14 protein-coding genes are annotated in these 13,567 nt (G+C 34.9%); 2 read left to right on the forward strand and 12 right to left on the reverse strand.

The annotated features are described in order from the left end of the window. Nucleotides 1-17 precede the first annotated feature (17 nt). The 5 genes from COB47_RS06655 to COB47_RS06675 are packed head-to-tail and all read right to left on the reverse strand — an operon-like array spanning nucleotide 18 to nucleotide 4,748. Nucleotides 18-803, reverse strand: a complete 786-nt coding sequence (locus tag COB47_RS06655; RefSeq protein WP_013290610.1) for a hypothetical protein — start codon at nucleotides 801-803, stop codon at nucleotides 18-20. Nucleotides 804-821: 18 nt separating this feature from the next. Further along, on the reverse strand, nucleotides 822-1,709 hold the full coding sequence (locus tag COB47_RS06660) for a ComEC/Rec2 family competence protein (protein ID WP_013290611.1): 888 nt from the start codon (nucleotides 1,707-1,709) through the stop codon (nucleotides 822-824). A 32-nt stretch (nucleotides 1,710-1,741) separates the two neighbouring features. Then, nucleotides 1,742-2,746 carry an electron transfer flavoprotein subunit alpha/FixB family protein gene (locus COB47_RS06665; protein ID WP_013290612.1) on the reverse strand — a complete coding sequence of 335 codons (1,005 nt, stop codon included), beginning with the start codon at nucleotides 2,744-2,746 and terminating at the stop codon, nucleotides 1,742-1,744. Nucleotides 2,747-2,781: 35 nt separating this feature from the next. Next, complete coding sequence (locus tag COB47_RS06670; RefSeq protein ID WP_013290613.1) at nucleotides 2,782-3,570, reverse strand: electron transfer flavoprotein subunit beta/FixA family protein; 789 nt, start codon at nucleotides 3,568-3,570, stop codon at nucleotides 2,782-2,784. Nucleotides 3,571-3,602: 32 nt separating this feature from the next. Then, a complete protein-coding gene (locus COB47_RS06675; RefSeq protein ID WP_013290614.1) occupies nucleotides 3,603-4,748 on the reverse strand; it encodes an acyl-CoA dehydrogenase family protein in 1,146 nt (381 codons plus the stop codon). Nucleotides 4,749-4,937: 189 nt separating this feature from the next. Here COB47_RS06675 and COB47_RS06680 point away from each other — a divergent pair, with 189 nt between their 5' ends. Next, nucleotides 4,938-6,140 (forward strand): nucleotidyltransferase, encoded by a 1,203-nt coding sequence (locus tag COB47_RS06680; protein WP_013290615.1) that lies wholly within the window; start codon nucleotides 4,938-4,940, stop codon nucleotides 6,138-6,140. Here the strand turns inward: COB47_RS06680 and COB47_RS06685 are convergent. Continuing rightward, nucleotides 6,129-6,887, reverse strand: a complete 759-nt coding sequence (locus COB47_RS06685; protein ID WP_013290616.1) for a patatin-like phospholipase family protein — start codon at nucleotides 6,885-6,887, stop codon at nucleotides 6,129-6,131. The genes COB47_RS06680 and COB47_RS06685 overlap by 12 nt on opposite strands. Before the next feature lie 67 nt (nucleotides 6,888-6,954). Between COB47_RS06685 and COB47_RS06690 the strand changes: the two genes are divergently transcribed. After that, nucleotides 6,955-7,932 carry a nucleoside recognition protein gene (locus COB47_RS06690; RefSeq protein WP_013290617.1) on the forward strand — a complete coding sequence of 326 codons (978 nt, stop codon included), beginning with the start codon at nucleotides 6,955-6,957 and terminating at the stop codon, nucleotides 7,930-7,932. Here the strand turns inward: COB47_RS06690 and COB47_RS06695 are convergent. From COB47_RS06695 to COB47_RS06720, 6 genes are all read right to left on the reverse strand, one after another. Then, nucleotides 7,927-8,385, reverse strand: a complete 459-nt coding sequence (locus COB47_RS06695) for an ATPase (protein ID WP_013290618.1) — start codon at nucleotides 8,383-8,385, stop codon at nucleotides 7,927-7,929. The genes COB47_RS06690 and COB47_RS06695 overlap by 6 nt on opposite strands. After that, a complete protein-coding gene (coaD, locus tag COB47_RS06700; RefSeq protein ID WP_013290619.1) occupies nucleotides 8,385-8,891 on the reverse strand; it encodes a pantetheine-phosphate adenylyltransferase in 507 nt (168 codons plus the stop codon). Before coaD ends, COB47_RS06695 begins: the two co-directional genes overlap by 1 nt. Then, nucleotides 8,888-9,442, reverse strand: a complete 555-nt coding sequence (gene rsmD / locus COB47_RS06705; protein WP_013290620.1) for a 16S rRNA (guanine(966)-N(2))-methyltransferase RsmD — start codon at nucleotides 9,440-9,442, stop codon at nucleotides 8,888-8,890. The genes coaD and rsmD overlap by 4 nt, the downstream gene beginning before the upstream one ends. Nucleotides 9,443-9,565: 123 nt before the next feature. Beyond that, nucleotides 9,566-9,763 carry an alpha/beta-type small acid-soluble spore protein gene (locus tag COB47_RS06710; protein WP_013290621.1) on the reverse strand — a complete coding sequence of 66 codons (198 nt, stop codon included), beginning with the start codon at nucleotides 9,761-9,763 and terminating at the stop codon, nucleotides 9,566-9,568. A 98-nt stretch (nucleotides 9,764-9,861) separates the two neighbouring features. Then, nucleotides 9,862-11,901 carry an ATP-dependent DNA helicase RecG gene (recG, locus tag COB47_RS06715; protein ID WP_013290622.1) on the reverse strand — a complete coding sequence of 680 codons (2,040 nt, stop codon included), beginning with the start codon at nucleotides 11,899-11,901 and terminating at the stop codon, nucleotides 9,862-9,864. 7 nt (nucleotides 11,902-11,908) lie between these two features. Then, nucleotides 11,909-13,549, reverse strand: coding sequence for a DAK2 domain-containing protein (locus tag COB47_RS06720; RefSeq protein ID WP_013290623.1), 1,641 nt, complete (start codon nucleotides 13,547-13,549; stop codon nucleotides 11,909-11,911). Nucleotides 13,550-13,567 lie beyond the last annotated feature (18 nt).

Below are 13,567 nucleotides of genomic sequence, written 5' to 3' on the forward strand. Positions count from 1 at the left end.
TTATTATTATGGAAATATTACAAATTTTGTATGATATATTTTCTCTCCCTATATATTACATACAAAATTGCAATAATCACACCTGCCAGCATTCCAGCAACAACTCTCAATGCCTTTTCAAACTTGCTTCCAGCAGACTCATATACCTTTACTTTTCCATATTGATAAATAGCACTTTTTAAGTCAACCATTTTACTGTAATGAGAATTTACCCATTTTATAAGACTTATAGCAGCTGAAATTTGACTGAGTTGCTCTTGCTCACTCAAATTTAGTTTTGTCTTTTCATACTTACTTTTTTCAAGCAAAAGCTCATCCAAAAGTTTTTGAGCAGCTTCTGACTTACTTTTCAAATCTGAGATTACCTGATTATCTAAACTTTTGAGATATTCATTTAGCATATTCTGTGCAGCAGCCTGTGAATCAGCTACAGCTTTTATAACAACATAGTTTATCCCGCTTTTTGAAGCTTTAGGTTCAATAAAAACTCCAAATCTCTCATCTTCACCATATCTGCTTGTGACATAGTCAATAAAGGGTGGATTTAGTGCTACCATCTCTAAGTATTCTTTGTTCAAGTCCAATGCAGTCACGTTGGAATACAGACCTTGTACTATATTGGAAACGTCGGGTGATGAAGTATTGAAGTTGAATGGATTTAAAAGATTATTATCAAGCCTTAGGTTTGTCTCAGCCGTCCACAAAGTTTTTGTAAAAAATTGTACAGTCACAGCTGATAGTATCAAAAATAATACAACTATTACTACTATATCCTTGATTCTCTTTTTGAATATATAAATCATTTTTGGCTTTTCTCCTTTCTATCTCTGGGTGATGAGTTTCAATGTGCCATCTGGGAATATCAGTGCAACAATGTTGCCATTTTGTTCTGTTGTAAATATTTTAACTTTAAATTTCTCCAATCTCCTTATTGTGGATGAGTGTGGATGACCGTACGGATTGTCTTTTCCCACACTTATGATAGCCACTTTGGGATTTACCTTTTCTAAAAATAAACTTGAAGTTGCAGCATAACTTCCATGATGAGAAACCTTCAAAACATCTGCCTTTATATCATGAACATTTTTTACTATATCGTATTCTACATTCTTTGAAATATCACCTGTAAATAATACTCTTTTTCCCGCAAATTCAAGCATGACAACCACACTTGAATCATTCAAATCATCATAATCTTTAAGAGGTGATAAAAAAGTTAATGTAACACCATTTAATTTCAGTCTATCAAACGGTCTTGCAATTGAAATTTTTAGGTTCTTTTTCTTCAGTGCGTTTAGCATATCCTCAAATGTCTGAGTATTTGTTGTTTTATTGGTTGTATAAAATCTTTCTATGTCATATTTAGAAATAATCTTGTCCATATTGCCAATATGGTCCTCATGCGGATGAGTTGCAATCACCACATCCAATTTTTTGACATTTAATCTATCTAAGGTTTGTAAAACATCCTGTTCAGCAGAATTCGGCCCTGAGTCAATCAATACAAACTTATTTTCGGGTGTTTTTATCAGTATACTATCTCCCTGACCTACATCCAAAAAAAATACACTACATACTTGCTTATCTAAAAACTGGGCTGAATTTGTTCCCCAAAAGTCAGAAGTTTGAAATAGATACGAACATCCACTTAAAAAAAGAAAGAAAGCAATTGTTACTAAAAGAACATATACTGAAAATCTTCTTTGCATTACTTAAACTTCCTCCAGTGCACCTCAAAAAATCAGCAGCCTTTGAGCCTACTTTTAAAAGCTTTTATAAAACTTTTCATAATAGAGGTAGCATCTGCTACAATCCCGTAATGAGCAATTTTAAAAATCTGCGCATCTTTGTTTTTGTTAACTGCTATTATAAGTTTTGGATTGCCAATTCCACAAATATGATGGGCTGCACCTGAAATACCAAAAGCAAAATATATCTGTGGTGATACAATCTTACCACTTTGACCAATTTGATATTCTTTGTCAAGCCAGCCCATGTCAACAAGTGGTCGTGTGACACCCACTGCACCGTTTAGGAGATTTGCAAGTTCAAAGGCATATTTTAAATTTTCCTTGTCTTTAATTCCCCTTCCTACACCAATAACTATTTTAGCACTTTCAAGTTTGTTATCAATATTCTCAGCTAAATTTTTTTCAATAATCTTTACTCTGTCAGAAAAAGGTTTAAGGTTCTCAAAAAGATTTGAGACAATTTCTACTTTGCTGTCAACAGTCTCAAAAGAACATTCAGCTACATTTTTTATTTTTAAGGTAGCAAAGACAATAGAAGAATTTTTGACTGAAATCTTAGCGTTTATATTTCCTGCATATGCAGGCTTCAAAAAACTGTAGTTGTGAGTACTATCATCAAAAATAAGGTCTGTACAATCAACTGCAAACCCGCATGAAAAGCGTGCAGCAACTCTTGCTAAAACTGACTTTATAAAATCGCTTGAAGTTGAAATGACGGCATGAGGTTTTATAGTATTTATATGCTGGGTTATAGCTTCGATGTAAGGCTGTTCCCAGTCTGAAAAAAGGTCATTCTCATAGATGACAATTTGACTTACTGGAAGTGTTTTCAGGTAATTTATATCTTTATTCTCCACTTGCCTATTCGAATATAGGTGTAAAATAATCTTTTTATCTTTAACTGCAATTCTGCTATCAATGAAAGAAAGAAGAGAAACAAGCTGTGAGATTTCATCAACATGATAAATTGCCGGTACAAATATCACATGTTCCATTTCTCTTTTTAGTCCCCCTTATGAAATTGAAGTTTTTATAGGAATCTTGTAACAAGGTCAGCTATACACTCTATTTGAGCATCTTCAATCCCTTCATAGATTTCACATTTAACCTCTTCAAAGTTTTGCTCCATAAACTCATCCACAGAAGTCTTTGAACCTTCTGCTCCTACTTTGCTAAAATCAAAGTTTTCTAAATCATCTAAACTCAAGACTTGAGGTGTATAAGAAAGAGCTTTTATCATGAAGCTTAGTTTTGGAAGCCTAAGATAGCTACTTTCTTTTTTAACAGAAATTAATGCCGGCAGGTTTACCTCAAACTTAAACACTGTATTTTCAACTTTTCTTTCAACTTCTATTCGCTGCAGCTCTAAAACCTTTATATTACTTGCAAATGCTATGTGAGGAATATTAAGATATTCTGCTATCTGAGGTGGGACAATAGATGTCTCACCATCTAAGGAAGACTCACCACACAGTATCAAGTCAAAGTTGCCAAGCTTTTCAATAGTCTTTGCCAGCGCATACGCAGTAGAATACGCATCAGAGCCAGCAAGTCTTCTGTCACTTAAAAGCACACAGCTATCACAACCCACTTCTATAAGTTCTTTTATTTTGCTCTCACATTCTGAAGGACCCATTGAAAGAGTGGTAATATGCACATCTTTATAAACATCTTTTATTCTAAGAGCAAATTCTAAAGCGCTAAGGTCTGCAGGATTGTTTATTAAATACTGAGCATTTCTTTTTATAGTTTTGGTTTGAGGATTATACTCCACCTTTTCTGGAGCAACCACTTGTTTTATACATACAAGAATTTTCATTTTTCAAGAACTCCCCCTAAAGTCTTAAAGATTTAATACTCTTTTATGATTTCAGACGCGATAATATTTCTTTGAATCTGATTTGCACCTTCAAATATCTGAGTTACTTTAGCATCCCTCATCATCTTTTCAACCGGATAGTCTTTAACATATCCATTTCCACCCATAATCTGAACGGCATCAGTGGTGACCTTCATAGCCACATCAGATGCGAAAACCTTGCACGCTGAAGACTCCTTTGAAAAATCCTTTGCACCACTATCAATCATTCGGCATGTTGAATAAAGCATAGCTCTTGCAGCTTCGATGTTTATGTACATGTCAGCCAGCATATGCTGAATTGCCTGAAAGGATGAAAGAGGTTGTCCGAACTGGACCCTTTCTTTTGCATACCTGATTGCATGCTCATATGCACCTTGAGCAATCCCAACAGCCATTGCAGCCACTCCGGGACGTGTCCTGTCAAACGTCTTCATTGCAACAATAAATCCTGTACCTTCCCTACCTAAAAGATTTTCTTTGGGAACTTTACAATCTTCAAATATAAGCTCTGTAGTAGAAGACGCTCTTATACCCATCTTGTCTTCTTTTTTCCCACAATAAAATCCTTCGTACTCCTTTTCTACAATGAATGCTGAAATTCCGCGCGGTCCTTTCGATTTGTCGGTTACTGCAAATACCACATACACGTCAGCTTCACCGCCGTTTGTAATCCAATGCTTGCTTCCGTTTAAAATATAATAATCTCCTTTTTTCTCTGCAGTCGTCTTTATACTGCTCACATCACTTCCAGCATCAGCTTCTGTCAATGCAAACGCGGCTATCAACTCTCCTTTTGCTATCTTGGGTAAATACTTTTTCTTTTGTTCCTCTTTGCCATAAAGAATTATAGGATATGCGCCCAGAGCTGTTGCAGCGTATGATACCGCAACACCTGCACAATTTCTTGAAAGCTCTTCTACAACAAGGCACATTTCCATAACACCGCCACCAAACCCACCGTACTCTTTAGGAATGTATACACCAGTGAGCTCTGTGTATGCTAAAAGGTCCAATATATCTCTTGGGAATATGCCTTCTTTGTCATATTTTATTGCAACCTTCGACACGTACTCATCTGAAATTCTCTTTGCAAGTTTCTTTATAATCTTTTGTTCTTCACTTAAAAAATATTCCACCTTAAAAATTCGCCCCCTACTTTTGCAGTATCCTTCTTCATAGTTTATCAGATGAAATTCTCTATTGTCAAACAACCAAAATTTTTTACATTGATGGGGTTATTTTGTAACAATAATTGTTGTATTGCGTTATTATTTTTTGATATCATACTTCATATAAAAAAAACTGTCCTGGGGAAGGACTACAAAATGAAAGTTGCTGGAATAGTAGTAGAATACAACCCTTTTCACAATGGACACCTGTACCATCTGCAAAAAACAAGAGAAATAACAAATGCAGACATAGTTGTGGGCGTAATGAGCGGTAACTTTATTCAAAGAGGAGAACCTGCGATTGTAAACAAATGGGCAAGGACAAAGATGGCTATTTTAAACGGGGTAGATGTCATTTTTGAACTGCCGTTTGCATATGCCTGCAACAGTGCCGAAATATTTGCATATGGCGCAATATCCATTTTAAACCAGCTCGGCGTTGACTTTGTTGTTTTTGGTTCAGAGTGCGGTGATATTGATAAGCTTAAAGAAGCTGCTAAATACTTGGCATTTGAAGAAGATGATTTCAAGTCAAGTTTGAAAAGTTATTTGAAAGAAGGGTATTCCTTCCCAAAAGCTCGTGAACTTGCCCTTATCAAAACATGTAAAACCAATATTGAATTTTCTTCTAACAATATACTTGGAATTGAATATATCAAATGGATTTACAGATTAGGCTCAAAGATTAAACCACTAACCATAAAAAGGATAGGTGCATTTTATAATGACCCTAACCTCACACAGGACATATACTCTTCAGCTACTGCTATAAGAAGAAACATAAATAACTTGCAGGCGATCAAAAACAAAATGCCATCTGCTTCTTATGAAATACTGATAGAAGAATTTGAAAGCGGAAGAGGCCCTGTGTTTCTTGAGGATTACTTTAAGCTCTTTATCTACAACGCCATCGTTGTACCAGATTTTTTGAAAAACAAAATTGATGTCAAAGAAGGGCTTGAAAATAGATTTGAAAAGTACATTTTCAATTCTCCATCAGCTAAAAATCTTCTTGAGAATGTAAAAACTAAAAGATATACCCTTACAAGACTTCAGAGAATATTTATACACGCTGTTGTAAGAAACAATTTTGACCAAAAGACTCTTCTTTCCATTACACCTTATGTAAGAGTTTTGGGATTCAACCAAAAAGGAAAAGAATATTTAAATAAGATAAAAGACAAAATTGAGTATATCACAAAACTAAATCAGCAGTGGTTAAAAAACCTTCAATACAAAGAGCTTCTTGAACTTGAAATAAGGTCTTCAATGCTGCATGCTCTGCAATATAAAGATTTTCACAAATATCTGCAGACAGAATTTAAATCATCTCCTATCTATATCAGTTCAAGAAGCTAAATTCTTTAAGTTTCCTAACTCCTCTTCTGCCCTTTTCTTTCCTCTTTGATACGCCTTTTCTACATCAGCAAGGGTATATGGATTTATATCCTCAAGATTAATCTTTATAAGATAATCAAGATATCCTTGTTTTAGCCTGAATATCTCCTCACCCATGATATCAATTGTGGTCATTATCATTTCTAAAATATTCTTGGGTTCTTTTAGCAAGCCTTTGCCTGAAACATCAACTCCAATTACAAATTCACAGCCGTTTTCTCTCAAGACCTTCCCCGGCACTTTGTCTACTACCGCTCCATCAACCAGCACAGTATCCCCTATTTTATATGGTGGAAGAACTCCGGGAATAGATATGCTGCTTCTTACAGCATCATATAAACTTCCCTCGCTGAAGACCACCTGCTCACCCTTTAAAAGGTCTGTTGCAACAACATAAAATGGATATTTTAAATCGGAAAATTTTTTATCTCGTAGGAAAAGCTTTAAAATCTCTTCTATATTTTTACCTGAAATGAGTGCATTCTTTCTAACTTTAAAATCTATGAGTATGTCATTTCTTATTTGCTTTGCCACCTTGTATATAAGGCCAAGGTCATATCCAAGACAGTAAAATGCGCCTATAACAGCACCAATGCTTGAACCTGAAAAAGCTTCAAATTTAAACTCCTTTTCCAACACTTCTATAACTCCTATGTGTGCAAACCCTCTCATTGCACCAGAACCAAGCGCAAGTGAAACTTTTTTCATTTTACCCTCCATACAGTAATATTATTTTAAGTAGAACGCCATTTATTTATGTATTGGAGCAAAGTACTTGAGAGAGATATTTAACTTTACCGTAATAATATTATGTATACTTTATTTTTTATCTATGTTTTTAAATCCTCAGCTTATCATTCAGTCAACAACAAAATCAGCAATCATATGGTGGAAAAAAGTCCTGCCTTCTCTTTTCCCGTACTTTTTAGTCATAAATATACTTATAGAATCGAAATTAATAAACTTTATTTCATATATATTTTTTTGGCCATCAAAAAAATTATTCAAACTTTCACCTAATGGCTTTATAGTAATGATAATGGGAATGCTGACCGGCTATCCTGTCGGTAGTAAAATGGTATGTAACTTATATAGTCAAAAATTAATCGACAAAAAGGAAGCTTTAAGACTTCTCTACTTTGTAAATAACTCTGGTCCTCTTTTTATCATTGGAACGGTTGGAATCAATCTGTTGGGTTCTAAAAAGTACGGATATATGCTATTTTTTGCTCATATACTCGCAAGCCTGATAATAGCTTTTTGTACTTCTCGGCTTGCACAAAGTGAAATCCTGTCAGCTTCCACACCTTACAAACTTTTAAATTTTGACATTGGAAAGGTTCTATCAAAATCAGTCAAAGACTCAGTTGAGTCCATACTCATTATAGGCGGTTTTATAACTCTCTTTTTCAACTTGAATAACGTTCTCGAATATTTCAAAATTTATCATTCAATATGTAGCCTTTTCAGATTTACAGGTGCAGATGCTACTCTTATAAAAGGACTTTTATATGGCTTGTTTGAAATAACAAACGGTAGTGTGCAAATTAATACAAACTCTCTTCCTATCTGGCAAAAATTGATAGCATCTGAGCTTATTATTTCCTGGGGCGGACTTAGTGTACACTTTCAAACCATATCCTTTTTGAACGCAACAGGTTTGCAATCTTTCCATTATATCATTGGAAAATTGATTCAGTGTGCTTTAGCTACAGCTATTATTTGCGTGTTTCTAATAATTTTACCACTATGAGTTTTTCTGTCTTATTTGGTCAATATTATCATTTAGTTCTTTTACAATATTTTCAATAGTTTTCTTTGTCTGCTCTAAAAGCTCAATGGTATAACTTTGGGCCATAAGTCTATATTCTTTTGCATGTTCTTTTGCTTTTTGGATAATCTCCTCTGCCCTCTTCTCTGCCAATTTGACAATTTCTGTCTCATCCACAAGACCTTTTACTTTGCTCTCCGCATCATTTATGATTGCTTCTGCTTCCTTTTGAGCTCTCTCCAAAATCTTCTTCCTCTCTTCTTTTGCCCACTTGACTTGAGAAAGTTCTTGCGGCAGCAAAAGCCTTATTTCTTTTATTATCTCTAAAAGCTCATCCTTTTCCACCATAACCTTTGATGTAAACGGTATTGATTTGCTATTTTCTATTATTTCCTCCATTCTCTCTAAAAGCTCTAATATGCTCAGCTCACCCATCACTTATTTTCCTCCGTTTCTGCATATTTCTTATTCAATTTCTTCATTACCTTTTTAGCAATCTTTTCAGGAACTAAGTCCTCTATGCACCCGCCAAATCTTGCAACTTCTTTGACCATGCTTGAACTGAGGTATGAATACTTGCTATTTGTCATCATAAAGATTGTTTCAATCGAAGGTTCAAGTTTTTTGTTCAAAAGTGCCATCTGAAATTCATACTCAAAGTCGGACACTGCCCTCAATCCCTTTACTATAACTTTCGCATTTTCCTGTTTCATGAAATCAATTAAAAGACCTTTAAAAGCTTTTATCTCAACATTCGGCAGATGCTCTGTTGTCTCTTTTAAAAGTTCAACCCTCTCTTCAATGTCAAACACAGGGGTTTTATTTGGATTGACCAGAACAGCCACAATTAATTTATCAAAAATTTTCGAAGCCCTTTCAATTATATCAAGGTGACCATTTGTAACAGGGTCAAAACTTCCCGGATATACTCCTATCTTCAACTTCTCTTACCCCCAAAACAAAAAATTGTAATTTTAGTATCACCATACTCTCTTTCTCTCAAAATAGAGAGGTTTTCATCTTCATACCGAAACTCTACATTAGATTCAACAATTATAAGACCATTTTCATTGATTCTGTTATTTTCTATTATTTCAGAAATACACTCTTTTGCATAACCAGACTTGTACGGGGGGTCTAAAAAGATAATATCAAATACTGGACAGTTTTTAGACTTTAGAAATCTTATTACATCAGCTTTTATTATCCTCGCCCTTTTCAACAAATTTAAGTTTTTAAGATTTTCCTTAATTAGATTAATGCACCTCACATCTTTTTCAACAAATACAACCTCTTTCGCACCACGCGATAAAAACTCAATCCCCACATTTCCCGTCCCTGCAAAAAAATCAGCTACAATAAGCTTTTCATTCAAAAAAGGTGCTATCATATTAAAAATAGCTTCTTTTACTCTATCTGATGTAGGTCTTAACCCTTCAATATTTGCACTTTTTAATTTTCTACCTTTTTGCTGGCCGCTTATAACCCTCATCTTTTAAGCAACTTCTTACAATTTGTTTATATATTGATTATATAAAAATCACTCTAAAAAAACAACAACGAAGAGACTCAAAAAGTCCCTTCGTTGTTGGTAAATTTTAAACACATCGCGGGGTTATTTACCTGCTGCTCTATTTTCATAATCCTGAATCATTCTCTTTACCATATAACCACCAATTGAACCTGCTTGTTTTGCTGTCAAATCACCATTGTAACCTGGTTTCAACGGAACACCAATTGAGCTTGCTACCTCTGCCTTTAATTGGTCAAGAGCCTTGGTTGCTTCCGGAACAAGCTTTCTATTTCTTGCCATGGCCTTCAACCCCCTTTTTTTGTTTGAGACTTTTCTTTTTTCACTATTTAATATGCTCTCTTTTTAAAAATATTATAACAAGAAATATTTGAAAAGGGTTAAAGGCCAATATTTTCTATATTATTGTAAAATTGTTTGTTGATTTTCTCTAAAAGTTTGTTATCAACAAGATTGAGTCTAATAGTCTCTTCTGCAGCTATTCTCGCTTGTTTTAAAATATCCATATCATTTATGATATCGGCTACTTTAAAGTTCATAACACCGTGCTGTTTTGTCCCAAACAAATCACCAGGTCCTCGAAGTTTTAGATCCATTTCAGCAATTTCAAATCCGTTCTGACTTCTGGTTATAGCTATCATCCTTTTTTTGGCAATTTCTGAATCGCTTTGATTAAACAAAATACAGTACGACTGGTGCTCGCCTCTGCCAACTCGCCCCCTTAGCTGATGCAGCTGGGCAAGTCCAAATCTTTCAGCATTCTCAATCACCATTACTGTCGCATTTGGAACGTTTATTCCAACCTCAACAACTGTAGTTGAAACTAATATATGAATGTATCCATCTTTAAAATCATTTAAGATTTTGTCTCTCTCTTTTACAGAAAGTTTTCCGTGCAGACACCCAATATTGTAGTCTTTAAAAAATCCTTCTTTTAAGGATTTCGCAAATTCAACTGCTGATTTTGCATTCAAAGTTTCTGACTCTTCAATCAGAGGACATATCCAGTAAACCTGCCTTCCTTCATCTAACTGTTTCTTTATAAAATTATACACCCGCTGGCGAAAACTCTCATCAACAGCGTATGTCAAAATCTTTTTTCTGCCGGGAGGTAACTGGTCAATAATAGAAATATCAAGGTCTCCATACAAAACCAAACTCAAAGTTCTGGGTATTGGAGTTGCTGTCATAACAAGAATGTTCGGCGAACTTCCTTTTTTTGTGAGTTCTACCCTTTGGATAACTCCAAATCTGTGTTGTTCATCAGTGATTGCTAAGCCAAGGTTTTTAAATTTTACTTCATCTTGGATAAGAGCATGAGTTCCAATGACCATTTTGCAAAGTCCATGTTCAATCTCTTTTAAAATTATTTCTTTTTCTTTTTTTGGAGTTGATCCAATCAAAAGTCTTACGTTAAATTTATTCCCAAAATACTTTTTACATTCGTTATAATGCTGCAAAGCTAAAACCTCTGTTGGTGCCATCAGTGCAACCTGATATCCCGCTTTTATTGTTGCATATGCGCTTGCCAAAGCTACAACCGTTTTCCCGCAGCCAACATCGCCTTGGATGAGTCTGTTCATCTGTTTTGTACTCTCTAAATCCTGTGCAATCTCTGCCAGCACTCTTTTTTGTGCCTCGGTCAACTCAAACGGCAGAAGCTTTTCAAACTCTTTTAAGCTACTTTGTGCATTTTCAATTTTTAATCCTTCGTTTTTTTCTATGTTTTCTTTTAGAAGCAAAAGGGAAAGCTGAAGAAGATAAAATTCTTCAAACACAAGCCTTTTCCTTGCAAGTTCTAAGCTCAATTTGTTTTCTGGAAAATGAATATTTTTTATTGCAAAATTGATTTCACTCAAATTATATTTTTGCCTTATATAAGGCGGAATTATATCTATAAGTGCTCCATCAACTTGCTGCAGAAGATTGTTCACAATATTTCTAATCACCTTTTGAGAAAGACCTTCTGTAGAATTGTATACAGGAACAATCCTGCCTGTATGAAGAAGATGTTGGTCATATTTCTCAAATTCGGGATTTTTGACCTCAATATAAAAGCCTTTTCTCTCTATCTTCCCAGAAAAGCAGAATATCTCTCCTTCCTTCAAAACGTTTTTTATATAGTCCTGGTTAAACCATACTGTTGTAACAACGCCTGTACTATCTTCAACAGGAATTTTTATTATCTTTACTGACTTTGTCTCTATCTCCACAGGCTTGCCAGCAACTTTTGCAACAAATGACTCTATTTCACCATTGCAAAGCTCTCTTATTTTCTTTAGCTTACTATAATCAAGATATTTTCGGGGTATGTGCCAGAGCAAATCCTCGGCTTTTTTTATACCCAGCTTTTTAAATAGCCTTTCTCTGTTTTCTCCAACACCTTTTAAGAATCTTATGTCTTTTTCAAGAACATTCATTTTATCATCACATCTCAGCCACAATAATTAATTGATAAATTTCATTTCCACTTTCATAGCTCTCAATGTCAATTTTCGGGTATCTTTCTTGTATGTTTTTAACAAGCACCTCTATATCTTCTAAGGCCACATCTTTGCCATAGTAGATACTCAAAATCTGGGTTGTAGAATCAACAATTTTTTCCACACAAGCCAGAGCTACTTTTTGCATATCTTTGTCGCATGCCACAATTTCTTTTTTTGAAATCCCTATAAAATCGCCTTCTTCAATCTCAAACCCGTTTATTTTTGTATTTCTCACTGCCTTAGTAACTTCTACAACCTTTACTGAGTCTATAGCTTCTTGCATGAGCTTTTTATTTTCTTCAATACTCTTGTTCAAATCAAACTTTATCAGCGCAGCAATGCACTCGGGAATGTTGGTTGTCTTCATAATCACTACATTTTTATTTGTATTTACCAGCTGCAGAGAAAGTTCTGCGGACATAATCACGTTTTTATTGTTCGGGAAAATAAATACATTTTTGGCTGGTACATTCTTTATAGCATTTACAAAGTCCTCGGCACTCGGATTCATAGTCTGTCCACCTTCAATTATATAATCAACACCCAACCCTTTTAATATTTCATTGAATCCTTCTCCCTGTGATACAGCTACAAAACCATATTCTTTTGTGATAACTTCATCTTGTGTTTGAACTTCTGTTTCAAAGTCTTCTCTTTTACTTATAAACTCTTGGTGCTGATATTTCATATTATCAATCTTTATATTTATAAGCTCACCATACTTTAAAGCCTTCTCCAATACCCTGCCAGGTGAATTTGTGTGAACGTGAGTTTTGAGAATGTCGCCATCCTGGATTACAATAATTGAATCACCAATTGTCTCAAGATAATCTTTAAATTCTTTTTCAATATTCTTTTTCAAACCAGTGATAAAAAACTCTGTACAGTAAGTAAAGTTAATATCTTCAGGTTTAAAAGTGATGGTTGTATAAACTTCCTGCTGTGATGGTTCTTCAAATACCGCCCCTTCTTTTAAGAATTTATACATCCCTTCAAAAATTATGACAAGACCCATACCACCACTGTCAACTACATTTGCCTCTTTTAAAATGGGAAGCATCTCTGGTGTTTTTGCAAGCCACTTTTTGCCGCTTGAAATGCACACTTCCAGTAAATCCTCTATTTCACTCACAATACCTTCTGCCACTTCTTTTTCAACATCCTCTGCAATCCCGCGTGCAACTGTGAGCATCGTGCCTTCTGTTGGTTTCATTACTGCTTTATAAGCACTTGCAGAAGCAGATTTCAAACAAGCAACAAATGTTGGTATATCTATAACATCCTTGCCTTTCAGTTCTTTGGCAAATCCTCGCAGAAGCTGAGAAAGAATAACTCCAGAATTGCCGCGTGCACCTTTTAAGCTGCCAAAAGCGACTGCATTCATAAGTTTATCCACATCTTCAAAAGTTTTCCCGTTTATCTCTTTTATGCTACTGTCAAAAGTGGCAGCCATATTGGTACCTGTGTCCCCGTCTGGAACTGGAAATACATTTAAAGAGTTTATCTTATCTACGTGCAGTTTCAAATAATTATTCGCAGCTTTTAACATATCTTTTAACACATCTGCAGTTAAAAATTTCATAGTCCAATCCTCCTCAGC

The organism is Caldicellulosiruptor obsidiansis OB47 (assembly GCF_000145215.1).
Classification (GTDB): Bacteria; Bacillota; Thermoanaerobacteria; order Caldicellulosiruptorales; family Caldicellulosiruptoraceae; genus Caldicellulosiruptor; species Caldicellulosiruptor obsidiansis.

Excerpts from the sequence above, each read along its gene's own strand:
- recG (WP_013290622.1), bottom strand. The coding sequence starts at position 11,901 with ATGAATGTTCTTGAAAAAGACATAAGATTCTTAAAAGGTGTTGGAGAA.
- COB47_RS06680 (WP_013290615.1), top strand. The coding sequence starts at position 4,938 with ATGAAAGTTGCTGGAATAGTAGTAGAATACAACCCTTTTCACAATGGA.
- COB47_RS06695 (WP_013290618.1), bottom strand. The coding sequence starts at position 8,385 with ATGGGTGAGCTGAGCATATTAGAGCTTTTAGAGAGAATGGAGGAAATA.
- COB47_RS06685 (WP_013290616.1), bottom strand. The coding sequence starts at position 6,887 with ATGAAAAAAGTTTCACTTGCGCTTGGTTCTGGTGCAATGAGAGGGTTT.
- COB47_RS06720 (WP_013290623.1), bottom strand. The coding sequence starts at position 13,549 with ATGAAATTTTTAACTGCAGATGTGTTAAAAGATATGTTAAAAGCTGCG.
- COB47_RS06670 (WP_013290613.1), bottom strand. The coding sequence starts at position 3,570 with ATGAAAATTCTTGTATGTATAAAACAAGTGGTTGCTCCAGAAAAGGTG.
- COB47_RS06665 (WP_013290612.1), bottom strand. The coding sequence starts at position 2,746 with ATGGAACATGTGATATTTGTACCGGCAATTTATCATGTTGATGAAATC.
- COB47_RS06710 (WP_013290621.1), bottom strand. The coding sequence starts at position 9,763 with ATGGCAAGAAATAGAAAGCTTGTTCCGGAAGCAACCAAGGCTCTTGAC.
- COB47_RS06655 (WP_013290610.1), bottom strand. The coding sequence starts at position 803 with ATGATTTATATATTCAAAAAGAGAATCAAGGATATAGTAGTAATAGTT.
- COB47_RS06660 (WP_013290611.1), bottom strand. The coding sequence starts at position 1,709 with ATGCAAAGAAGATTTTCAGTATATGTTCTTTTAGTAACAATTGCTTTC.
- rsmD (WP_013290620.1), bottom strand. The coding sequence starts at position 9,442 with ATGAGGGTTATAAGCGGCCAGCAAAAAGGTAGAAAATTAAAAAGTGCA.